The sequence below is a fragment of the Fibrisoma montanum genome (assembly GCF_003583365.1).
GTDB lineage: Bacteria > Bacteroidota > Bacteroidia > Cytophagales > Spirosomataceae > Fibrisoma > Fibrisoma montanum.
On the sequence record NZ_QXED01000005.1, the window covers coordinates 553,051 to 574,184 of the forward strand.

General features: G+C 55.0%; 22 protein-coding genes. 9 read left to right on the forward strand and 13 right to left on the reverse strand.

Going from position 1 to position 21,134, the window contains the following annotated elements; genetic code table 11:
- Positions 1-60: 60 nt before the first annotated feature.
- Positions 61-1,761 (reverse strand): M14 family metallopeptidase, encoded by a 1,701-nt coding sequence (locus DYU11_RS19260; protein ID WP_119669329.1) that lies wholly within the window; start codon positions 1,759-1,761, stop codon positions 61-63.
- A 179-nt stretch (positions 1,762-1,940) separates the two neighbouring features.
- Here DYU11_RS19260 and DYU11_RS19265 point away from each other — a divergent pair, with 179 nt between their 5' ends.
- On the forward strand, positions 1,941-2,393 hold the full coding sequence (locus DYU11_RS19265) for a hypothetical protein (protein ID WP_119669330.1): 453 nt from the start codon (positions 1,941-1,943) through the stop codon (positions 2,391-2,393).
- Positions 2,394-2,623: 230 nt separating this feature from the next.
- A complete protein-coding gene (locus DYU11_RS19270; RefSeq protein ID WP_119669331.1) occupies positions 2,624-3,397 on the forward strand; it encodes a hypothetical protein in 774 nt (257 codons plus the stop codon).
- On the opposite strand, the gene DYU11_RS19275 is transcribed toward DYU11_RS19270, so the two are convergent.
- Positions 3,394-3,870, reverse strand: a complete 477-nt coding sequence (locus DYU11_RS19275) for a YdeI/OmpD-associated family protein (RefSeq protein ID WP_119669332.1) — start codon at positions 3,868-3,870, stop codon at positions 3,394-3,396. The genes DYU11_RS19270 and DYU11_RS19275 overlap by 4 nt on opposite strands.
- 110 nt (positions 3,871-3,980) lie before the next feature.
- On the opposite strand from DYU11_RS19275, the gene DYU11_RS19280 reads away from it, so the two are divergent.
- Both DYU11_RS19280 and DYU11_RS19285 read left to right on the forward strand, forming a co-directional pair.
- On the forward strand, positions 3,981-4,202 hold the full coding sequence (locus tag DYU11_RS19280) for a VF530 family protein (protein ID WP_119669333.1): 222 nt from the start codon (positions 3,981-3,983) through the stop codon (positions 4,200-4,202).
- 80 nt (positions 4,203-4,282) lie between these two features.
- On the forward strand, positions 4,283-5,518 hold the full coding sequence (locus tag DYU11_RS19285) for a DEAD/DEAH box helicase (RefSeq protein WP_119669334.1): 1,236 nt from the start codon (positions 4,283-4,285) through the stop codon (positions 5,516-5,518).
- 13 nt (positions 5,519-5,531) lie between these two features.
- On the opposite strand, the gene DYU11_RS19290 is transcribed toward DYU11_RS19285, so the two are convergent.
- A complete protein-coding gene (locus DYU11_RS19290; RefSeq protein ID WP_119669335.1) occupies positions 5,532-7,247 on the reverse strand; it encodes a GMC oxidoreductase in 1,716 nt (571 codons plus the stop codon).
- A gap of 198 nt (positions 7,248-7,445) precedes the next feature.
- On the opposite strand from DYU11_RS19290, the gene DYU11_RS19295 reads away from it, so the two are divergent.
- Positions 7,446-8,315, forward strand: a complete 870-nt coding sequence (locus tag DYU11_RS19295) for an SDR family NAD(P)-dependent oxidoreductase (protein WP_158600316.1) — start codon at positions 7,446-7,448, stop codon at positions 8,313-8,315.
- A gap of 109 nt (positions 8,316-8,424) precedes the next feature.
- Here the strand turns inward: DYU11_RS19295 and DYU11_RS19300 are convergent, their stop codons facing one another.
- The 3 genes from DYU11_RS19300 to DYU11_RS19310 form a co-directional block, all read right to left on the reverse strand.
- Entirely contained in the window at positions 8,425-8,673 is a 249-nt protein-coding gene (locus DYU11_RS19300) for a hypothetical protein (RefSeq protein WP_147367973.1), read from the reverse strand.
- A gap of 118 nt (positions 8,674-8,791) precedes the next feature.
- Positions 8,792-9,136, reverse strand: a complete 345-nt coding sequence (locus DYU11_RS19305; protein WP_119669338.1) for a hypothetical protein — start codon at positions 9,134-9,136, stop codon at positions 8,792-8,794.
- A gap of 219 nt (positions 9,137-9,355) precedes the next feature.
- Positions 9,356-9,589, reverse strand: a complete 234-nt coding sequence (locus tag DYU11_RS19310) for a hypothetical protein (RefSeq protein ID WP_119669339.1) — start codon at positions 9,587-9,589, stop codon at positions 9,356-9,358.
- 404 nt (positions 9,590-9,993) lie between these two features.
- On the opposite strand from DYU11_RS19310, the gene DYU11_RS19320 reads away from it, so the two are divergent.
- Positions 9,994-11,460 carry a PQQ-dependent sugar dehydrogenase gene (locus DYU11_RS19320; protein ID WP_119669341.1) on the forward strand — a complete coding sequence of 489 codons (1,467 nt, stop codon included), beginning with the start codon at positions 9,994-9,996 and terminating at the stop codon, positions 11,458-11,460.
- A gap of 52 nt (positions 11,461-11,512) precedes the next feature.
- Here the strand turns inward: DYU11_RS19320 and DYU11_RS19325 are convergent, their stop codons facing one another.
- The gene (locus DYU11_RS19325; protein ID WP_119669342.1) at positions 11,513-12,559 is read right to left on the reverse strand and encodes an SDR family NAD(P)-dependent oxidoreductase; all 1,047 of its coding nucleotides are present in this window, start codon (positions 12,557-12,559) and stop codon (positions 11,513-11,515) included.
- A gap of 133 nt (positions 12,560-12,692) precedes the next feature.
- Here DYU11_RS19325 and DYU11_RS19330 point away from each other — a divergent pair, with 133 nt between their 5' ends.
- A complete protein-coding gene (locus tag DYU11_RS19330) occupies positions 12,693-13,232 on the forward strand; it encodes a DUF4136 domain-containing protein (protein ID WP_229365932.1) in 540 nt (179 codons plus the stop codon).
- A 52-nt stretch (positions 13,233-13,284) separates the two neighbouring features.
- Here DYU11_RS19330 and DYU11_RS19335 read toward each other — a convergent pair whose 3' ends face one another.
- The 5 genes from DYU11_RS19335 to pheS all read right to left on the reverse strand — a co-directional run bounded on the left by DYU11_RS19335 (position 13,285) and on the right by pheS (position 18,558).
- Entirely contained in the window at positions 13,285-14,331 is a 1,047-nt protein-coding gene (locus tag DYU11_RS19335; protein ID WP_119669344.1) for an SDR family NAD(P)-dependent oxidoreductase, read from the reverse strand.
- Between the two features lie 93 nt (positions 14,332-14,424).
- Positions 14,425-15,783: an OmpA family protein gene (locus DYU11_RS19340; protein WP_119669345.1), complete on the reverse strand. Its 1,359-nt coding sequence runs from the start codon at positions 15,781-15,783 to the stop codon at positions 14,425-14,427.
- 139 nt (positions 15,784-15,922) lie between these two features.
- The gene (xseB, locus tag DYU11_RS19345) at positions 15,923-16,129 is read right to left on the reverse strand and encodes an exodeoxyribonuclease VII small subunit (RefSeq protein ID WP_229365934.1); all 207 of its coding nucleotides are present in this window, start codon (positions 16,127-16,129) and stop codon (positions 15,923-15,925) included.
- Positions 16,126-17,373 (reverse strand): exodeoxyribonuclease VII large subunit, encoded by a 1,248-nt coding sequence (locus tag DYU11_RS19350; RefSeq protein ID WP_119669347.1) that lies wholly within the window; start codon positions 17,371-17,373, stop codon positions 16,126-16,128. Before DYU11_RS19350 ends, xseB begins: the two co-directional genes overlap by 4 nt.
- Before the next feature lie 120 nt (positions 17,374-17,493).
- Complete coding sequence (pheS, locus tag DYU11_RS19355) at positions 17,494-18,558, reverse strand: phenylalanine--tRNA ligase subunit alpha (protein ID WP_119669348.1); 1,065 nt, start codon at positions 18,556-18,558, stop codon at positions 17,494-17,496.
- Between the two features lie 365 nt (positions 18,559-18,923).
- Here pheS and DYU11_RS19360 point away from each other — a divergent pair, with 365 nt between their 5' ends.
- Together DYU11_RS19360 and DYU11_RS19365 are read left to right on the forward strand one after the other, a co-directional pair.
- Positions 18,924-19,355 carry a LytR/AlgR family response regulator transcription factor gene (locus DYU11_RS19360; RefSeq protein WP_119669349.1) on the forward strand — a complete coding sequence of 144 codons (432 nt, stop codon included), beginning with the start codon at positions 18,924-18,926 and terminating at the stop codon, positions 19,353-19,355.
- Positions 19,356-19,611: 256 nt separating this feature from the next.
- Positions 19,612-20,031 carry a LytR/AlgR family response regulator transcription factor gene (locus tag DYU11_RS19365; RefSeq protein WP_119669350.1) on the forward strand — a complete coding sequence of 140 codons (420 nt, stop codon included), beginning with the start codon at positions 19,612-19,614 and terminating at the stop codon, positions 20,029-20,031.
- Between the two features lie 208 nt (positions 20,032-20,239).
- On the opposite strand, the gene DYU11_RS19370 is transcribed toward DYU11_RS19365, so the two are convergent.
- The gene (locus DYU11_RS19370) at positions 20,240-20,932 is read right to left on the reverse strand and encodes a porin family protein (RefSeq protein WP_119669351.1); all 693 of its coding nucleotides are present in this window, start codon (positions 20,930-20,932) and stop codon (positions 20,240-20,242) included.
- Positions 20,933-21,134 lie beyond the last annotated feature (202 nt).

A 21,134-nucleotide genomic window follows, 5' to 3' on the forward strand; every position in this document is an offset into this window, starting at 1 on the left:
AGAAGCTACATTAAATGTGCTAAGCTGTTTGCGAACGTATTTGCCGCATTATTGATCTTATTACTCAATCCGATACACCGGATACCGGTTATGCGTCGTCTCGTAATACGGCGAATGGCGGTACACAAACTCCAGCTGAGCCTCGGCGTCGCTGGCAAACGTCTTGTCGGCTGCCCGGCGCTCTTCCAGTTTCTTACGGAGGGCCGGGTCGTTTTTCAGCAGTTCAGCGGCCGTGTCCTCAAAGATATACGCCGAAAAATGCTCTTTCTGCCCCAGAATACTGTCGAAGAAATTCCAGGCGAAAAACGAGTCGATGCCCTGCGGTTCGAGCGTTTCAACAACGTAGCGGTTGGTAGGCTGATCGGTTGCTACCAGATAGTCGCCCTTGTAGAACTGAATCTGTACCGACTCCTTGCGAATCGCTACGTTCGAGTGCACGTAATGTCCCTCAAACGGTCGCTGTGCTGTTTTTAAATCCTCGATATAATACGCCTGCACGGTCATCAGCGAATCGGCCGGTAAGGGCTGCAAGGGCGCGCCGTTACGTTTCAGCCGGTCGATGATGGCTGTCCATCCCTGCGGAATCACGTAGGCGTTCGGTTTGCGTACCAGCACGTCGGGTACGTAGCTGTTCTGATACGGAATCTGCTTGGTAAACGGCGCGGTGCGGTCATAATACAGTCGTTTCAGGCCCGATACGTCGCTGGGTTTGTAGCGGGCTTCGTAGCCGTTGAATTTGATCAGGTCGCGTTTCGTTCGATCCAGCTTGTAGGTTAGCGCAAACTCGGTCTGTGTACTGACGGCCTCATCAGCGCGTTGCTTGTTCCGAATCAGGGTGGCGGCATCCCGGCCGACGATGCGCAGCGCTTCGTCCATAAACACGAGCGTACCCTTTACCCGGCTTGGATAGTCTTTCCACATGTGCAGTTCAACCACAAAGCCGATGCAGTTGAACAAAGCCGCGTAGCCCGATGAGTAGCGGGGCGAATCGTTGAAGGCCGGGAACCCGCTTTCGGGGGTATCGGTGAAGTTGTTGACGTACGGAACCGGCTCGAAGCCCTTAGCCGTCAGCGCCTTGTCCAGTTCGGGCTGGAGGGTCTGGGCCATGTAGCCCGCTACGGCCGGGTGCAGCTTGTCCTTCAGCGTGGTAAAATACGTCATGATGTGCTGGTAGTCGGCACCGTTGCTGGTGTGGTTGTCGATCAGCACATGCGGCTTGTACGTCTGGAACATGGTCTGCCAGGTCCGGGCATCTTCCGTATCGGTCTTGATGAAATCGCGGTTGAGGTCGTAGTTGCGGGCGTTGCCCCGGAACCCGTATGCCAGCGGTCCGTTCTGATTCACCCGCGATACTCCCCGGTTCAGGCAACCGCCGATGTTGTACACCGGCACGATCGCCAGCAGTACGTTCCGGGGCAGGGTTTTGCGGCTCAGCATATCCCGCACCCACAGCATGCTTGCGTCGATGCCTTCGGGTTCGCCGGGGTGAATGCCGTTGTTGATCAGCAGCGTCACCTTCCCAGCCGTGGGGGTAAACCGCCGGTCCGGATCAAGCAGAAACAAGTGCAGCGGTTTGCCGGCGTCGGTGGGCCCCACTTCAATCAGTTTAGCTTCGTCGTACTGGCGATCAAGCTGCTGGTAGAAGGCGATGATTTCGTCGTAGGTAGCGGTCTCTTTTCCCTGAGACCGTTCATAGCGGATTGTCTGAGCGGAGGTAGTCACGGCAAACAGGCAGAGGAAAAACGTAAGGAATCGGATCATGGGTTAGACGGTCTCAACGTGCAAAGAAACACAGCGTTGGTGAGTTGAGCGACAAGGAATCCATATTTTGGCGGCTTGGCGGCACCGGATCGTTCCCGGCAGGGTCGTTCGTCGGCCTAAAACAACTTCTTACCCCTATTGTTTATACTGGTAACAGGCATTCACTCAACGACGTTATCATGACAACGACTACGAACGCTGCGCAGGCGCTGGGCAGCGGACTAACCGGGGCCATCGTCCTCACGATTCTCCACGAAACCGTACGCCAGTTTTTACCCCAGGCACCCCGCGCCGACAAACTGGGTGAACGGGCTCTTGCCAAAGGGTTTCGGGCCGCCGGCAAACAGGCGCCACCCGAGAACGATCTGTACGTACCGGCCATGATCGGGGATATTGCGTCCAACGCATTGTATTACAGTCTGGTCGGTCTGAACGACGGTAAGTCTCCATTATTACTCGGAGCCGGGTTAGGTGCAGCCGCCGGATTAGGCGCAGTGGTGTTGCCCGGACCGATGGGACTGGGCGAAAAGCCAACGCGCCGATCGACGGCAACGGCCACCATGACCGTAACCTGGTATCTGGTGGGTGGCCTCGTGGCCGGGGCTGCGTATACGTTGCTGAAGCGGCTGTAGCAGGGTAAACGGGTCAATTCCTGCACGTTTAGAAATTACTTTATCCTTTCGCTCAAAGAGTTGACTTGCCGAACAGGTCTGATGGTACTTTTGTGCAATCCGTTTGAGGGCTGATTGTCCTGGTTCAGCCCACCGGGCCCGCGTTCTATTCTGGTATCATCAACATGTCATTGACAGTCGGCATACGCCTTATCAGTTGGCTTGCTTCCGTGAGCGTAGCCTTCCTCTTTATGCATTGCAGTAATTCTCCCTTATCAACCGAGGAGGTTACGGACCCGTCGCTTCTTCAGGTCAATTTTCTGATCACCCGCCGGGATGGGAACGACATCGGCAAATCATCGACGATCGAAGCCTATGTCCGGGACCAGAAAGGAAAAAGCGTTGCCAACGCGGCCATTAAGCTAAAGGTCAATGGCAAGGCGCTACGTCTGAACAATGGCTCTGTCAATTACTACGGCGCTTTTCCCTTCTATGAACTACGCGATTCGTCGGTTGAAGTAAAAGGGAATACGGACTATGTCTTCACGGTGGTTATGACCGATGGGCAGGAACATACGCTCGGACGGATTCGGACGCAGCCCGATCTGACCTCGGACCGACTGGTTATTCCGGCAAAACTCCGCCGAAATCAGGCGCTCACCATTCAGTGGGATGGGGTTGAGCAACAGAATTTTTTCGTCAGCCTCTGGAAGCGGTGCCTGGGTGAAGGGTCCAGGAGCGAACTGAAAATCTACAAAATCAAGGAAACGACCGATAAATGGGGGAACGTCGTACAGGAAGCCGGGAGTGTCGACGAAGCCGATTATCTCAACACGCCGGTTCGGTCGGGGAGTGGTACGTATGCGGTTCCTCTGTCGTATTTAGCGGGGCCGCAGGATGACTACAGCGCCCTCGGCATAGCGGTAACGTCGACCGAAACGGTGAAAGTGGATGACCATTTCCTGCCCGGTAGTTCAATTACCAGCCAGCGCGAGGGGCTATACCGCGTTGAAGTAACCAACTAACCCCGCTTCAGCTTTAACCGATCAATCATCCGGATGGCCCGGTCGATGCGCGTCTGTATGCCCTTGGCCGACGCTACGTAGTACATAATGCCCCGTTGACGACCCGGGGTCAGCTCGTGAAACCGCCGGTTTCCTTCATCGTCAATGGCCAGCAATTCCGCCAGTTCTTCCGGCATGGCCTGGCCATAGGGGCTGTCGTCCTGCCGAATCGCAGCGTTCACCGATTGCCCCAGTACCAGCCCGGCTTTCCGGCGGATCGGCGGGCCAACGCTGATGAAAAACATTCCGTTACCTTTGGGCATCAGAGCGCAGTGAAACTCAACAGCGTCGTTAAGGGTGCAGATCACCCGGCTGTAGCCGCTGGTGGTAAACTGATGGGCCACCTCGTCGGGTACGTCGATGTAATGAATACCCCCTTTAAACGTAAACCGCTCGATGCGGGTGCTGAATCTGAAGAACTGGTTTGCTTCCATAAACCAGGCAGTCTGTTTGGTGGTTGGTGAGAATGAGTTTGCAATGTATAATAGCAAATCACAGTTGTCCAGGTAACGAAAATACTTTTGTTCGAAATAAACGGTTTTGCATGAGTGCCGAACAACCGAATAACCCCTTACACGGTAAAACGCTGGAAATGATTCTGAACGAGCTGGTGGATCGCTACGGATGGGACGGCCTGAGCTACCACATCCCGATCAATTGCTTCATGAATAACCCCAGCATCAAGTCCAGTCTGACGTTTCTGCGCAAAACCCCCTGGGCCCGGCAGAAAGTGGAAGATTTATATTTGCGCATGAAACAGAAATGAGCGTTCCGGTTCAGATTCAAACCGGCTGTTTGTTGAAACGCCGATGCTGAACCGCCGACCGTGTATCGAATACCGACATCATGAAATTTGACGAATACAATATCGCCCCCGAGATCAAGCGTAATCTGGAAACGATGGGCTTCAAACGGCCGACCGACATCCAGTACAAAGCCATTCCGTCGATCCTGAAAGGCGAAGACGTACTGGCCATCGCCCAGACCGGCACGGGAAAAACGGCCGCGTTTGCCATTCCGGTTATCAGTATGCTCCACCGCCAGAAAACCTCCAGCCGGTCGGAAGGGGTTAAATGTCTGGTGATGGTGCCGACCCGCGAACTGGCCCTTCAGATTACGGACGTGTTCCGGTCCCTGGCGCAGTTCACCCGTACTAAAGCTTTCTGCATATTTGGCGGGGTGGAGCAGGACCCGCAGATCATGCGGCTCGAAAAGGGAATCGATATTCTGGTAGCCACGCCCGGCCGGATGTTCGATCTGGTCAGCCAGGGGCACCTCAACCTCGACCGGGTTGAGATGCTGATTCTGGACGAAGCCGACCACATGCTGGACCTGGGCTTTCTGAAAGACATCCAGGATCTGGTGAAGCGGTTGCCCCGGAAGCGGCAGACGCTGTTTTTCTCCGCTACCATCGACGAAACAATCAAAAAGCTGGCATATTCGCTGGTACATAACCCTATTCGCATTCAAATCTCGCCCGAAAACCGCGTAGCCCGCAACATCGAACACTCCGTTGCTTTCGTCGAGATGGACGACAAACGGTTCTTTCTGGAACGTATCGTCAAAGAGCATCCCGACAACAAGATTCTGGTGTTCGTACGGACAAAGGTCCGGGCCGAGCGGGTGGCCAGCGCCCTGCACCGCATGAATCTGTCGGCGCAGACCATCCACGGTGATAAACAGCAGTCCGACCGGCTTCAGGTGCTGAATCAGTTTCGGAAAGGCGAGGTAAAAGTGCTGATCGCTACGGACGTCAGTGCCCGCGGCATCGACGTACCAAACGTAGACTATGTGGTCAACTACGACCTGCCCGAGCAACCCGAGAATTACGTCCACCGCGTGGGTCGGACCGGTCGTGGTACGCAGAAAGGAACGGCGGTTTCGTTTTGCAGTACCGAGGAAAAACCCCTGCTGGCCGACATCGAAGCGTATCTCGACCAGCCCGTTGCCCGCATCGACATTACCAAAGATGATTATATGGCTACCCGCGAGCTGAGCGACGACGCCCGCGTTGATTTGAAGGCACTGATGCAGGAGGTCGCGGACTTTGAGCAGACCAAGAAAAAAAAGAAGGGAAAGTAGCGGAAACCAACCGCTATAAATTCCCTTTCTTCAGTTCCCGAACGGCATAGTCGGCGGCCCTTGCCGACAGCGCCATGTAGGTCAGCGAGGGGTTCTGGCAGGGCGACGAGGTCATGCAGGCTCCATCGGTGCAGAACACGTTCCGGACGGCATGATGCTGATTAAATTTATTGAACACCGACGTTTTGGGGTCATTGCCCATCCGCGCCGTTCCCATTTCGTGGATGCTTAGCCCCGGGTGCGCCTGGCTGTCGAATCCCTCAATGTTCGAAAAGCCGGCTTTTTCCAGCATCAGCACCGCCTGTTCCCGGGCGTCCTTGCGCATCAGGGTCTCGTTTTCCCGGTAATGCACGTCCATTTTCAGCACCGGCTGCCCCCATTTATCCGTAACCTCACTGGTCAGCTGCACCCGGTTGTCGTAGTAGGGGAGACACTCGCCGAACGCATCGAGGGTGATGGTCCAGTTGCCGAATTGCGTGGCTTTCTCTTTGAAATCGGTTCCGAACCCTTCGAGGCCGTAAGCGTGATCCCAGTTCTGCCGACCGGTATACACCTCGAAACCGTAGCCCCGTTTGAACGGCTGCTGATCCTGACCCAGGTTGCGAAAGCGGGGAATGTACAACCCGGCCGGGTGCCGACCGTAGTAAGCCTTGTCGAGGTCACGCTCGTATATGGCGTTGGCTCCCACGTGGAAGTGGTGATCCATCAGATTGTGGCCGAGTTGCCCGCTGTCGTCCATGCCGTTCGGAAACCGGTTCGAGCGGGAGTTGAGCAGGATAAACGTTGACCCGAGCGCCGATGCGTTCAGGAAGATGATTTTGGCCCGGAATTCGTGCCATTGGTTGGTCTGCTCATCGATCACCCGGACGCCCGTAGCCTTGCCGAGTTTTTCATCGTAGATGATGGCGTTGACAATCGAGTGCGGCCGAACGGTCAGGTTTTTGGTCCGCCGGGCCGCGGGTAACGTAGCCGACTGGGTGCTGAAATAGGCACCGTAGGGGCAGCCGCGCATGCACATATTCCGGAACTGGCACTTTGCCCGCCCCAGTTCCGTCTGCTCTTTGGTCGGGGCGGTGATGTGGGCCGCCCGCGCCGAGATCACGTTCCGGTCGGTAAACTGCTGGTTAACGGATTTCCGGAAATGCTGCTCCAGGCAGTTGTCGGGTAGGGGCGGCTGAAACTGCCCATCGGGGAGATGCGGCAGGCCGTCGCGGTTACCGGCAATTCCGGCAAATTTTTCGACGTAATCGTACCAGGGGGCAATGTCTTTGTAGCGAATCGGCCAGTCGGTAGCAATGCCTTCCCGGGCGTTGGCTTCAAAATCGAGGTCGGAGAATCGGAACGAATACCGCCCCCACATGAGCGACCGCCCGCCAACATGGTACCCGCGAATCCAATCGAAAGGCTTGTCTTCTACGTATGGATTATCAAGGTCGTTGACGAAGTGATGGTGTGTGGCTTCGGTGATGGCAAAACCGGTGCGGTTCTGGACCGGGTACTTTTGGAGCAGTTCGTCGGGCATCCGGGCATTGCGGTGCGGAAACTCCCAGGGCGCTTTGGTGGCGGTGTGGTAGTCGGTTACGTGCTCAATCATGCGGCCCCGTTCGAGCAGCAGAACCTTGAGGCCCTTCTCGCACAACTCTTTGGCCGACCAGCCTCCGCTGATTCCCGAGCCTACAACGATGGCATCGTAGTGGTCCGGCTGTGGTGTCTGTTGCCCAGTATTCATAGTGTTCCGGTACGTTACGTCTCTGAATGAAACGTCTAATTTACCGGTTTTTGTCCGGGTTTACTCATTGGTTTGCCCATTTGTTGACAGGCCCGCCGACGATCGGGAACCACCGGCCAGAGTGGCTTGGGCCGGATCGTCGGTTAACTTCTGGGCTGGTATGAGGTTACTACATATATGATTAATACGTTACCTAGTATGAATCGCTATTGTGCGTTGATAACGGGAGGAAGTGACGGCATCGGACGGGAGTTTGCCCTGGCCTGTGCACGTGAGGGCTACGACATTGCGATTGTTGCGCTACCCGATCCGCAACTGGCAACGACTGTTCGACTCATTGAAGAGGCTGCCCCGGTGCGGTGCTTTTCGCTGGGCCTGGACCTGACCAAAGCCGGAGCCGTGGAGAAGATTGTGGACTGGGTTGGTCAGAAAAAGCTGGCGGTTCGCATTTTAATTAACAATGCGGGGCTTGGCTATACGGGCCGGTTTGAGGCTATGCCTCCCAGTCAGTTGCAGAACGTAATTACTGTCAATACCATGCTTAGCAGCGTACTGTGCCACGCGCTGCAGCCGGAGCTGTTTCGAAACGCACCCTCGTACGTACTGAATCTGAGCAGTATTGCCGGAACAATGCCCGTGCCGTATTATGCCGTGTACACAGGCACGAAGCACTTCGTTTACAGCTTTTCGCTGGCTCTGCGGCAGGAGTGGAAGGGCCGCGTGGCCGTTAGTGTGATGTGCCCGGGACCGGTCCTGACAAATCATCCGCGGCATCAGCGACGCGCCGGGCACTTTGGCTTCTGGTCGCGGCTGATCACACTGACGGCCAGCGAAGTGGCCCAGATCGGCATTGAAGGCATGTTACAGAATGAAGGCCTGATTATTCCCAAGCGCGTAAACCGCTGGGTAATCCGGCTCATGCGGACACTCCCGGTACGGCTGCGGCTCCGGATACTCAAGAAACTGTTCATTAAACTCAAGGATGATTACCGCTACGAACCCACGCGTCAGCCTTCGTCTCAGGGCTTAAATGCCGAGGCCCTTGTGATGCGTCGTGACGAGGAGTAAGCGAACAGCTGCTACCTGACAAACGGGACCAAATCCTCAAAGAAGGGACCTTGTCGAACGCCTGGCGGGATAAATTGTGGTTATCTCCTAAGCTCGTTCCGGGTGGGAACTACGACCAGTTGTTCGTTACGTGGGGTCGTTCGGTATCAAACCCGCTAGCCGGACGAGAGAGAAGGATAAACGCTATGACCGCCGTGATCAGAACGAAAGCCGTTGCCAAACGAATCAGGGTTGCTTTGTGGGTATATCTGCTGAGTACGGCCTGTTCATCGAACCAATCGACCGAAACCGTCAGATCCAGCACGCCGATGGATTCAGTGGCAACGGAAGCAATTGATACCCTTTCGTCAATCGGCATTGATACCTCTTCGGTACCACAACCAGGAATACCACGTAATTCGTTGCCCGGCAGCACGACGCAATGAGCTGGCCGAGGGCCGTCGGCTACGTTGATGCCGGCTGACTGGAAACCTTTATCAATTCAACTGGTATTTTGACGGCGTGTTCAACGACTGGTACAGCCACCCCAATCCGTCGTTTTCAACCTCCACTTTCCGTTTTGTTGCCCCGGCCCGTAGCATCAGCATGGGGGTACGGGCCAGGCAGGCAAAGGATCTCAGCTCATTCATGATCATCAGGTTATCGGCCCCCATGTCCATTAAAATCAGGATCGGCTGTAAACCGTTGGCGAGTTCGTTCAGCAGTACGTCATCAAACAGGCAGAAGCGAATGTCGGCGTGGGGGTAAAGTTGCTTCAACGGCTGGCCAACCTCGGCTTTCAGCGCCTGTACATAATCGGATATGACGAGTATCGTAGCCATGTTGGTAGGAAAGTTTACCTGTTTGAATATCAATTCTAATTAACCCGATTGCTATGCTGAAGGCAGCCTGCGAATGACTCATTGTAAGGGAATGGTTCCGGGCAAAACGGTACGGCAGCATCGGACTACTGACTTGCCGCTGCCTCGGCCCGCGTGCATAAGCCGCAACTCGCTACGGCCTGAAACAGCCTGTGAGTACGGTATCTAAAGGCGGAGGAGTCACGACTCCGTCGCCATCGTTTCGTTTTCGCCGGTCTGGTCGCGGTCGGTACCGGTCAGGTCGGAAGTCGTTTGCGGATTGACTTCATCCGGGTTCTGGTCTGTACCAGCCGGTTCGTCGTCCGAAGTCAACAGGCCACCTTCCAGCGTCGTTAAGGCCAGAGTACCGGCATCGGTTTCAGCTTCTGACCGATTTTTCGGCCTGGTTGTGGGGGGCGGTGAGTTTGTTTTCATAACATGCGCGTTGAAATAAGCCGACCGGTTCAGTCTCTAAACCAGTCTGTTATAAACTTTCGTTAATCGGCTCAGGTACAGTCCGGTTGGAAAAGATGAGCGTACGGTCCGGATCTTACGGGTAGAACAGACCCATTCAGGCCGGTTTAGGTTCACTTGAATGAAACGGTAGCTACGGTCGAAAACTGAAACCGGCTGCTGACAGGCTTCAGCGGGGTACCTGGTTCAACGACCACAGCACCAGCTTGGTTAGTTCGGTTGGGTAAGGGCGAAGCCGATGAGGCCGCAGCAGACCGACAGGCCATTGTCTCAGTTTTGGCGATTTCGACCAACATTCGGCCAACCGGACGGGATTTAATTCTGAGCAACAGTTATCTGGAATTGTGGTAAGAGTTACGGGTGTTATGGCTTTGCTGCTGGCTTTTGTAGGCCGGAGTCAAGCGCAGTTTAGTTCCGGGCCAAACGGAGAAACCTTCTCGGTGCGGGTCGTAATCGATAAGCTGAGTGATCCCTGGGAGGTGACCTGGGGGCCGGATGGGTACCTGTGGGTCACGGAGGCTAAAGGCTACCGGGTGAGCCGGATTAACCCCGCTGATGGTAAAAAAACGCTGATGCTGGACCTCACCAAAGCCCGGAATTTTCCGCGTTATGACGTGATCCCCGACGAGCAGGACGGTGGCAAACCCTGGCCGCAGGGTGGGCTGATGGGATTGGCTCTGCATCCGCAACTGCTCAGCGGCAAACCCTACGTTTACCTGGCTTATCTGTACAAAACCCGTGTCGTACGATATACCTACGATTCCTCTACCCAGGTGCTGACACAAGCCGTGAGTTTGTGCGATACCATCCCCGGAAGCAGTGATCATAATTCCGGTCGATTGCTGGTGGCGCCGGTTAACGGTAAACCCTACGTATTTTACACCGTAGGCGACATGGGAGCGGGGCAGTTTGACAACGTCGGGCGACCGAACCACGCCCAGCAGATCAGCGTCTATGAGGGGAAAGTACTGCGGTTCAATACCGAGCCGGATGCGGATGCAAACCCGGCCGATCAGTGGATACCCAACGATAATCCGTTCAACACGACCCGCCAGAACGCCGTCTGGAGCTACGGGCACCGCAATGCGCAGGGGCTGGCCTATGGTGTGGTGGGCGGAACCGGGCGGCTCTATGTATCGGAGCATGGCCCCATGGGCGACGATGAGGTCAACCTGATCGAGAAAGGAAAAAATTACGGCCACCCCCTGGTGATCGGCTACGACGACAACAATTACAACGGCCTGGCCGCGGGGGTGAGTGCATACGACAGTCTGCCCGGCATCTGGAACACAACCTACCCCACAATCGGTAGTGAAACCGACAATGCCCGCGCCATCGGTGCGGCTACGTATCGGGGACCATTGAAAAGCCTGCACCCGCTTTCCAGTACAGTGCTGACCGATATATTCATTAAAATCCGGACGAATGAGCCAAAGAAGCCCGACTGGCCCGCTGAAGCCCCCAGCAGCCTTGCGGTGTATACGGCATCGGCCATTCCCGGCTGGCAGAACTCCCTGTTGATTCCAACGCTGAAAACGGGTAAGCTGATCCGGCTGCCGTTAAGTCAGGACGGCCGCGCGGTTGTTGGCGATACCCTGACGTATATCAAAGGCCGGGTGCGCTACCGCGATATTGCTCTATCGCCGGATGGCAGAAAGCTGTATCTGGCCGTCGACAGTTCGGCCGTTACGTCGGGACCTTCGGGCGAAGGGGGGCCGGAAGCCGGTTATCGGGGTTGTATTCTGGAGTTTACGTATCAGCCGCCGAAAAAGGGGGCTACTCAGGAAACGGGTACCGGGCAGGCCGATCGGCCGCGACGGAGAAGACGATAATCAGGTTACCGGAATCCGGAAAGCCCGAACGGGCTTTCCGGATGGTTTAATATCAGGCAAAGGCGTTGCTGAAGGCCTGTTTGGCCGCCTGCTCAATGGTCGACCAGGTGTCGCCGGCCGTAGTTTTAGCGTCGCTCACCAGGTCGTCGGCACCATCGAAAGCGCCGTTTAACCTCGCTTTCAGCCGGTTCGTGTCGAGCAGGTTACTGTTGCCGTACCGGGCGAACAGAACGACCCCCGCAATGGCAACGGCGGCAATACCGATGCCCAGCGCCAGGTTATTGGCCCGACGGTCGGCTTCGGGATCTTTCGGCTCATTTTTATGGCGCATGATGCCGGTCAGCATTTCGGCCGGAGCCAGATACGACGACAACTCATACGCCTTGTTTTTGATACCCCCCGGCACCACCTTCAGTTCCCCTTTCATCAGCGCCTTGTAGCCGTCTTTGGCCACCATAACCGGATCCTGTACCTCGTCAAGAACCCGAATATTGGTTGCGCCTGCTTTATTGAAAAAGTCCGTGTCGGTTGCGTTCGGCAGCAGGGCCGTTACGGTCACGTTGGTACCTTTCAGCTCATTCGCCAGCGACAGGGAGAAGTTATAGACGTAGGCCTTTGTAGCGGCATAGACTGCCTGCAGCGGCATGGCCGTCAGCGAAACGAGCGACGCCAAGTTCAGGATTTTGCCTTCGTTCCGTTCCACCATGTCCTTTACAAACAGCTTGGTCAGGTGGGTCAGCGTGATGGCGTTGAGGTGAATGAGTGACTTCTCGGCTTCCCAGTCGGTTTCCGTGGCGAATTTGCCGTAGGTACTGATGCCCGCGTCGTTGACCAGCACATCGACCGTAATGCCCTTGCCCGTCACTTCGTCGTACACTTCCTGGGCAACATCTTCTTTCGAGAGGTCCTTGCCAATCACCGTGATCTGCTGGGTGCCGTAGTTACTTTTAAATACGTCGGACAGCCGGTCCAGGGTGTCCTCGCTCCGGGCGACCAGTACCAGGTTGTAGCCGTCTTCGGCAAAAAGTTTGGCCAGCTCCTGACCGATTCCGCTCGAAGCCCCCGTAATCAGGGCCGTTTTTCCCGTTTGTGTGCTCATAACTATTGAGTAATTGATGTATCAGTTAAATAACTACCACATACAGTAGATGTTTAATTGTCTGGCCTGTTCAGGAACATTTAGGACCTATATCCACGACAAATTTGTTAAGTATAAAAACGGTATGAAAAGCATGAAAGCCCTTATTGTGATTGGTTGCTGGCTGTTGATTGCCAGTTGTTCACCCTATCGGATTGTCAGGAACCAGGCCGATTCGAATGCGTCGTGGTCGTCGTACCAGACGTTTGCCTTTGTTGATACCAATCGGATTGAAGCTACCCCGCGGGATACGTACCAGGCGGCTATGGAGCAGATCAAGCAGGCCGTTACTGCCGAACTGAAACGACGGGGGTATCAGCAGACGACCGACAACCCGGACCTGCTGGTAAACCTGGGGGCAGTGGTGAAGGAGAAAACCCAGACGCGTCAGACGACCATCTACGAAGCGCCCATCTACGTGGGACAGCGCCGGTACTCGTGGCGGAGTCAGGAGGTGCCCGTCGGGACGTACCAGGAGGGTACCGTAAATCTGCACGTTGTCGATGCGCAGAAAAACGCGCTCATCTGGGATGCGGCCGTATCGAGTGTGCTGAACCGCCGGAGCGTAAACCCGCAGCAGATCGGCGAGGCCGTCGGGAAGGTATTTGAGAAGTTTCCCGGTAAGAACGTATGAAAAACGGCCGATGTCCATCAGGGCATCGGCCGTTTCAGAATAGAGCTAACGCCTACACGAGCGCCTGTTCAACGTCTGCCTTGGCATTGTGGTAGGCGCCGTTCGCCGAATCACCTACCGACGCCACCGCGTTTTTTACCGACCCCAGTGCCTTGCCGGCTTTGTACCGGTAGCGTGCGCGGTCGTAGGGGCTGGTGTTGCGGTACATGGCAGCGATAACGATGCCCGCCACCACCACGCTGGCAATACCAATCCCCAGCGCCAGTGCCGACGTTTTTTCGTCTTCCTGCTTCTGGGATGAGTCTTTATCTTCCATCAGCTTCCGAACGTTGGACGTTACGACCTGATCGGGCAGTACGTAGCCACCGGCCACCTGCACTTTATTCATCAAACCATGGACTACCTTGTCTTTGCCGGCCATCAGCGCTTCGTAACCCGTTTTGGCTACGTCGGCCGGATTGGTTGACCGGGCCTGCTCCTGGGCTTTGGTGTTCATAGCCCCCGCTTTGTTGAAGAAATCCGTATCGGTAGCCCCCGGCATCAGCACCGTCACCGTTACGTTCGTATCCTTCAGTTCATTCCGCAGTGCTTCTGAAAACGAGTAGATAAACGACTTGGTGGCACCGTATACAGCCATCAGCGGATTGGGCAGCACCGAGGCAATGGAGCCCAGCATCAGGATTTTACCCTCGTTGCGCTCCACCATCTCTTTGGTAAACAGTTTGGTAAGCTGTACCACGGAGGCAATGTTCAGCTGAATGATTCCCAGTTCTTTCTGCAGATCCGTTTCGGTGGCAAATTTGCCGTGTTCGCCAATACCCGCGTTGTTAACCAGTACGTTCACGGTCAGTCCCTGCCGCTTCACCTCGTCGTACACCTGCTGTGGTGATTCGGATTTGGACAGGTCGCTTTCAACAACGGTGATGTTGCTGGTGCCGTACTGCTGCCGGAACTGCTCGGCCACTTCATGTAGTTTGTCTTCCTGGCGGGCTACCAGAATCAGATTGTATCCGTCCTTGGCAAAAAGAGTGGCCAGTTCTTTACCAATACCGCTGGTTGCGCCGGTAATCAGGGCCGTTTTTCCAACTTCTGTCGTCATACCTAGTGAGTAATTGGGTTATCCCATACTCAACCGGTAAGGGACCGAGTTGTTTTGGCCACTCAGTCAATAGTCGTTTGGTAGCTGGTTCGCTTATTTAACGACCACCCTCATGTCGATTTTGCGGAGGGCTGGTTTGTTGAGCGAGGCACTGTCGCTGCGAACCCGGCCCGTTCCTCGTCCGATGGCGTCGATCCGGATGTAATTGATGCCCGACGACACGAGCTGCTGCTTGATCTGATTAACCCGCTTGAACGATAAAGCTTTGTTGGTCAGGTCGCCCCGGGCATCGTTGGCGTAGCCGATGAGCTGAATTTGCAGGTTTGGATACGTCTTCAGCAGCGTAGCCAGTTCCGTAACGGCCGTTTCAGAGCCCGGCGTCATTGTCAGCGAACCCGGCTGGAACGCAACCCCCGACAGGGGGAATACCCGGCCTTTGGGCAGCGCTGCATTGCCCAGGTAAGGCGTCAGCTGCTGGCTCAGGGTTCCGGAGGCAGGCCCGGCCGCTGCGGTCGGTGTTACGGCCGAAGCAGCCCTTGGCGGAGTGGTCAGGCGGGCGGCTGAGTCAACCGGTACGGCCAGCGACCGGGCCACCGTATCGGCCTGTACCGTATCGCTGGTCACAACGGTTTCGTCGGTGAGTCCGTTGCCGTTTGAGTAGTTCTGGGTGTTCTGATAGATGTAGTAGCCCCCGGCAATGACGACGGCGGCAATCAGGCCCCCAACTGCCCATTTGACAAGCGAGCCGTTGTCATCCGATTCGCCGGCGGGTTCGTAGGTGATGGCCGGGCGAGTGGCGGTCGACGTCGGACGTGAAGCGGGTACCGACTGCGTTACCGTAGACGTTGGGCGGGCTGCGGGTTCGGTAACCGTCCGGCGGGCCGGTGCCGCAATGCCGGCAACTACCTGATGGATACCCACTTTATCCACGAGCCGGGGCATCAAATCCTCCGGTACGATGTTTACGAACGCTTCACGCTGCTCGAACAGGGACGCTGCCAGCGAATCGGCGTCCAGTTTCCGCTCCCGTACCTGTTTGCCCAGTACGTGCAGCACGACCGTCGTTGTCAGACCGAGCAGCGAAATGGCCGATGAGTTGCGGATACCGGCATAACTTGAAATCATGCTGCCGATCGAGCTTTTCATGGCCGGCAGCAGGTGACTGATCACGTCGTTGCCCTGGGTGATCAGCGAATTGGTACGGGAAGGGTCATTGAGTACCTGCACCAGATTGTCGGTGAGTGAACCGTCGTAATGCCCTTTCTGGATATGATTATATAACTGATTAACGCCAATTTCGGTGGTAGTCCGTTTCATCAGGCCGCCGATGATGGTATACACCAGAGCATCAACGGCTTTGCGGGTTTTTTCGGTCGGCTCGTCAACGTACAAGGCCAGTCGTGACAGCACGTCCGAATTCAGTACTTCGTTAAATGTGGGGAATAAATTCATATTATGTATTCTCAGTCAGGCTAACATGGGTCTCTATACGTACAACACGTTCCTCGTCAACGGCTCAGACACCCTGAGCGATAAAGTTAGGTAAGGTTTGTTACAAGTCCCATATCAGCATACCGTAAAATTATCGTTTTCATCGTTTAGGCAGGCGCTCAACGGCATCCCGGTATTCGGCTTCGACGTCGCGCAGCCGGCTCTGGCAGAAGGCGATCAGCTCGGTTGCCAGCCGGATCCGGGCGGGCAGCTCGTCGAGCGGAACGGCTTCACTTTCAATGTCGTCGATCAAGGTTGTCAGCTGATCGTAGGCTTCCTGATAGGTCATGTGAGTCAAATTGGTCACGTCGTCGGTTGGCTGGATGCGGGCAGATCATCAGCCGGTTGGCTAACGATCACGTCCAGCAGTCCATCGCTTAACTGTAGTTGGGCATTGTCGCCGGGCTGAAGATCGGCCGCCTTCGTGATGATCCGGCCGTTGCGCAGCAACAGGGCGTACCCGCGTTTTAACACATTGGACGGATCGAGATGCCGAATGGTCACGGCTTTTTCGGTGAGTTCGCTGTGGCGGTCGCGGAAATACGTGTGCAGAACGAACCTGAACCGCTCCGTGTCGCTATCAAGGCGTTCGCGGGCGTTCTGCAGGGCGTCCCGAACGGCTCCCGTCAGCCGGTCGCCCAGATGCAGGCAGCCTTCTTCAAACCGCCGGTTATGCTCAATCAGAAACGCAGCCGCTTTGGTGGGCGTTTTAACACTCTGGTGACACAGCAGATCGGTGATGCTGACGTTTCGCTCGTGGCCGATACCGGCCAGAACCGGAATGCCAAAACCGGCAACGGTATGCCCCAACTGGTACGTATCGAACGAGCCAAAATCGAGCTGCGAGCCACCCCCGCGTACCATGATAACCGCATCGTAGGGAATGGCGCTGTTCTGAATCCGTTGCAGCTGATCACAGATAGCCTTTTCAGCCCCCTGTCCCTGTACCTGCGTCAGGTACTCATCTACCTGAAAAGCATAGCCAAACGGGTTCGTTTGCAGCTCGTGGCGGAAATCGCGCCAACCGTCCGAATTAGGGGCCGTAATCAGGGCCAGCCGCTGCATGACGGTCGGTCGGGGCAGCAACTGGTTTGCCGTGATGTACTGGCCGGCTTCCTGCCAGATCAGGTCCGGGTGGTCGCGCAGCAGGGCATCCAGCACCGCCTGGCGTTCCCGCTCCAGGTTACCCAGTGTGTAGGAAGGGTCAATTTTCAGGATTTCAAGCCGCAGGCCATAAACCGGGTTGAAACCGACTGATACCAGCAGCAACAGCTTGATGTTGCGGGCAAAGGCAACGCCGGTAGCGGTTTCAAACTCACGGATCGTATGGTAGTTTCTGCGCCAGATGCAGGCTTCCAGCTTCGCCAGCGTTTCCTGCTGACCAGCCGAGCCGGTTTCCCGTTCCACCAGGGTAAGAAAGCAGTAGTTCCGGTCGGGGTAATTTTTGATGTCGCTCGTTTCGGCCACCACCCACACGGCTTTCCCACCGAATTGCTGATCAACCACGGCTTCAAGCGTAAACGCTAAATCGGACAGACGAATGGGGGACATAGGGGGAAAGGAGGAAGGGAGGAGAGGAGGAAAGGGAGGAGAGGAGGAAGGGGAGTAGAGGGATAGCCGGTATCTGGTTTCCCTTCTCCTTTCCTCCCCTTTCTCCTCTCCTCCCTTTTTTTATAATCCTTCAAACTGGCGCAGGAAGCGAACGTCGTTTTCGGTGTACAGACGGAGGTCGTTGACGACGTATTTAAGCTGGGTAATGCGTTCGACTCCCATTCCGAAGGCGAAACCGGTGTACTCTTCCGGATCGATGCCGCAGTTGGCCAGCACCTGCGGATCGACCATGCCGGAACCGGCAATTTCGACCCAGCCCGAGTGTTTACAGATGTTACAGCCCGAACCTCCGCAGATCTGGCAGGAGATGTCAATCTCGGCGCTGGGTTCGGTAAAGGGGAAATACGACGGACGGAACCGGATGCGGGTATCTTTATTGAACATCTCTTTCACGAAGTGATAGAGCGTATCCTTGAGGTCTTTGAACCCCACGTTCCGGTCGATGTACAGGCCTTCGACCTGGTGGAACAGGCAGTGCGCCCGCGCCGAAATGGTTTCATTGCGGTACACCCGACCCGGCATAATTGAGCGGATAGGCCGGAAGGTGTCTGCCTTGCTGTGTCGTTCCATCAGCCGGATCTGGACGTTGGAGGTGTGCGTCCGCAGCAGTACGTCGTCGGCCGAATCCTGCCCCGTTGCCGATTTCTTCTCGACAAAGAACGTATCCTGCATGTCGCGGGCGGGGTGGTTGTCGGGGAAGTTAAGCGCCCCGAAATTGTACCAGTCCGTTTCGATTTCAGGCCCGTCGGCTACGTTAAATCCAATCCGTTCAAAAATCTGGATGATCCGCTGCCGCACAAGGGTCAGCGGGTGCTGCGTACCGGTCAGGTTTGGTACGGTCGGCAGGGTCAGATCGACAGGCGGAGTGCTGTCGGCCGCCGACTGCTGTTCGTCGATGGTTCTGGTAAAGGCCTCAAAGCGCTCAAGGGCGAAGTTTTTCAGGCCGTTCAGTTCCTGACCCACGGCCCGCCGGTCTTCCTGAGGTACGTTCTTAAGTCCTTCAAATAATTCAGTAATGACGCCTTTGCGCCCAACGAACCGGAGCCTGAACTGCTCCAGCTGATCTTTAGACGCTACGTTGAATTGTTCTATTTCCTGGTAAATTTCTTTGACTTTGTCCAGCATACCGCACCCGATTTAATCGCGACTGCTGCAAAGATAACACATCTGGGCGGATCGTGGCTTTCCGGAGAAACACATGAAAGGGGGTGCGGTCTTTCTTACCCACTATCGCGTAAAAAAATCACCACCTTATTTTCATACGCTCAGATTAACCGGTAGTGATTAAACGGTAAAAGAAGTATGAAGACAAGGAACTTACAGGCTTGTAACGTATAAGAAGGGAACGAATGTGGAGTAAGGTCTGATTGTTGCGGGGTAAGATGATGTAGTACATGATTGATTTAGCGGCATAAGCAGTCATGTCAGAAGGATAAGTAATTGATTGTCAAACTTAAACTGTCGTCAAACAGACCTCACTCAATTCAGCTATGAAAACATTCGCAAACGACTCGATTTTCGACCCTATGTCCATGCCGTTCCACAAAAGTGTGGAAAAAAATGCCGATTCCTCTTGCCTTCAGAAACTCCTGATTCCTTTTTATGACCGCAAACGTACCGTTTCGGTGGATGAAATTGTACGGTTGGAAGGATCGGGTAATTACACCAATTTCTTTCTCAAAGACGGAACCAAGATGCTGGTTTCCCGCACACTGAAAGAGTACGAAACATTGCTGGATGGACAGGCATTCGTACGGGTACATAAATCGTGTATCGTTAATCTTGGCTTTGTCCGTAAGTTTTACGTAAAGAAAGAAGGAGAACTAGAACTGACGGACGGTCAGCAGGTGAAGATTTCTCGCCGGCGCGCCCAGATGTTCATGGATCGGATCCGGGAGTTCCAGCCGGTGGCCGTGAGTTAATTGAGAAAATGAGGGTTTATTCCCGTAAAATGACACAGTAGGTAGCCGCTATACCACACTGCGTAGTTTTACGTAATCAGCAGGGTACTTACACCCGAAGATTCACCAATCAGTGCACACTAAACGCCTGATTAACAAGCCGTTATCGCAAAAGTGCGTCGCTTGTTAATCAGGCTTCTTTTTTGAGCAAACGGCAAGGTGGGTAGTTTTGTCACATCAATCGAACAACAAAATACCGAACCAAAACTTTTTCAGCATGGAAGCCAACCTTTCTTCAACTATCCAGCCGCTTGCTATAGTGCCTCATTTCCCGGCCTCTTACCAGCGCGGTTCGCACCGTATTGCCTTGCCGTATTTGAACCGTACTATATTCATCGTCGTCGACGACGTGCTGTGTCTGCAGGGAGAAGGAAATTACACCTTCCTCTTCACTCGCGACCGGAAGCGGTATCTGGTGTCAAAAACGCTGAAGGAGTTTGAAAAAACGCTCGATCCGGCTATGTTCCTGCGGATCCACAAGTCATACATCGTGAACCTGGCGTATGTACAGCGGGGCGTTTTCACCAAAGATCGTCAGGTACGTCTGGCCGATGGCCGGGAAGTCGCTATCTCACGGCGTCGGATGAAAGAGATTTCGCAGCAGCTGAGCCGCTACTGGCAGACGCTGTTTAACTAAATAATTGACGTAGTAACGGCCTGACGTAAGGCCGGATACGTCAATCATTTCGCATAATTTAGTGGGTTAATTGAACGGACAACCGTTGCTGCAACTCCCGTAGGGATGGACAGCAACGGTTTGTTTTTAATTGATGGAGAAAGGGGAGGAAAGGAAAAAGGGGAAGACTTCGCGTAAGTTTTTACTCCTTCTTTTCTCCCCTTCCTCCTTAAAACAACCTGTACGCCAGGGTAATCTGCCAGGATTTGAACTTCTGGCCAAACTTGGCTCCACTATCTTCGATCTGGGCGATGTCGGAAAGGTTACCTTCATAACGGACATCGAGGCCGAACGACCCGATATCCAGTCCGCCCCCAACCTGATACCCGTAGTAGGCATTGGCCCAGGCGTCGTTCAGCGTACCATTCGTGTACTGACGAACGGCTTCGCCCAGCCGCTGGTTATCGTCGATCCGGAACGAGATAATCGGACCGGCTACCACCCGCAGGGGGCCACCCTTTAAACCCAGCAGCACCGGTACGTCGAAGCTGGTGGTTTTGACCGTAACGCGCTCGGAATACGTCTGCCCGTTGTTGTCCGTGCGGACGATGTCGAATGAACCGGCCTTCGTTGAATAAAGCAGTTCGGGCTGCAGGAATAGGTTGCGACCAAAGCGCGTGTAAATCCCGAACGACGTACCGGTCTTGCTGTCGAGGCTGGCCTTCAGATTATCGCGGAATGTCTGGCCATCGACACTGACGTTGGGTGAACCGTTGGCATTGGTACCCGTGTTGACAAAATCACCGAAGCTGAGTCTCGACAGATTCACTCCGCCTTTGATTCCTATTTGAAATGAACTCTCCTGGGCGAACGAAACAGCAGGTAGAGCGGCCAGGGCGACGAAAAGCAGGATTTTTTTCATTGGTTGGTTGTATGTAGTTTAACGAGAACTCGATTTGAGCAGGCGTTGTTGTAACGGCCCGATGGTGTAAACGCCACATCCGCCGTGCCGGTATATCCCCTCAACTTATTTTGATGGAACGGCGTTGTTGTCATCACTACCGCCCGACGTTGGCGTTAGCTGCGATTGGATGGGTATAGCCTGCGAAGGTTTAACGGCTTGG

Bases quoted from the DNA above. Each gene is read 5' to 3' on its own strand.
- DYU11_RS19370 (WP_119669351.1), bottom strand. From the start codon at position 20,932: ATGAAAAAAATCCTGCTTTTCGTCGCCCTGGCCGCTCTACCTGCTGTT.
- DYU11_RS19330 (WP_229365932.1), top strand. From the start codon at position 12,693: ATGAAAGCCCTTATTGTGATTGGTTGCTGGCTGTTGATTGCCAGTTGT.
- DYU11_RS19325 (WP_119669342.1), bottom strand. From the start codon at position 12,559: ATGAGCACACAAACGGGAAAAACGGCCCTGATTACGGGGGCTTCGAGC.
- DYU11_RS19280 (WP_119669333.1), top strand. From the start codon at position 3,981: ATGAGTGCCGAACAACCGAATAACCCCTTACACGGTAAAACGCTGGAA.
- DYU11_RS19275 (WP_119669332.1), bottom strand. From the start codon at position 3,870: ATGGAAGCAAACCAGTTCTTCAGATTCAGCACCCGCATCGAGCGGTTT.
- pheS (WP_119669348.1), bottom strand. From the start codon at position 18,558: ATGCTGGACAAAGTCAAAGAAATTTACCAGGAAATAGAACAATTCAAC.
- DYU11_RS19335 (WP_119669344.1), bottom strand. From the start codon at position 14,331: ATGACGACAGAAGTTGGAAAAACGGCCCTGATTACCGGCGCAACCAGC.
- DYU11_RS19360 (WP_119669349.1), top strand. From the start codon at position 18,924: ATGAAAACATTCGCAAACGACTCGATTTTCGACCCTATGTCCATGCCG.
- DYU11_RS19260 (WP_119669329.1), bottom strand. From the start codon at position 1,761: ATGATCCGATTCCTTACGTTTTTCCTCTGCCTGTTTGCCGTGACTACC.
- DYU11_RS19305 (WP_119669338.1), bottom strand. From the start codon at position 9,136: ATGGCTACGATACTCGTCATATCCGATTATGTACAGGCGCTGAAAGCC.
- DYU11_RS19365 (WP_119669350.1), top strand. From the start codon at position 19,612: ATGGAAGCCAACCTTTCTTCAACTATCCAGCCGCTTGCTATAGTGCCT.
- DYU11_RS19320 (WP_119669341.1), top strand. From the start codon at position 9,994: ATGGCTTTGCTGCTGGCTTTTGTAGGCCGGAGTCAAGCGCAGTTTAGT.
- DYU11_RS19265 (WP_119669330.1), top strand. From the start codon at position 1,941: ATGACAACGACTACGAACGCTGCGCAGGCGCTGGGCAGCGGACTAACC.
- DYU11_RS19285 (WP_119669334.1), top strand. From the start codon at position 4,283: ATGAAATTTGACGAATACAATATCGCCCCCGAGATCAAGCGTAATCTG.
- DYU11_RS19290 (WP_119669335.1), bottom strand. From the start codon at position 7,247: ATGAATACTGGGCAACAGACACCACAGCCGGACCACTACGATGCCATC.
- DYU11_RS19270 (WP_119669331.1), top strand. From the start codon at position 2,624: ATGCATTGCAGTAATTCTCCCTTATCAACCGAGGAGGTTACGGACCCG.
- DYU11_RS19300 (WP_147367973.1), bottom strand. From the start codon at position 8,673: ATGCCGATTGACGAAAGGGTATCAATTGCTTCCGTTGCCACTGAATCC.
- DYU11_RS19310 (WP_119669339.1), bottom strand. From the start codon at position 9,589: ATGAAAACAAACTCACCGCCCCCCACAACCAGGCCGAAAAATCGGTCA.
- DYU11_RS19340 (WP_119669345.1), bottom strand. From the start codon at position 15,783: ATGAATTTATTCCCCACATTTAACGAAGTACTGAATTCGGACGTGCTG.
- DYU11_RS19295 (WP_158600316.1), top strand. From the start codon at position 7,446: ATGAATCGCTATTGTGCGTTGATAACGGGAGGAAGTGACGGCATCGGA.
- DYU11_RS19350 (WP_119669347.1), bottom strand. From the start codon at position 17,373: ATGTCCCCCATTCGTCTGTCCGATTTAGCGTTTACGCTTGAAGCCGTG.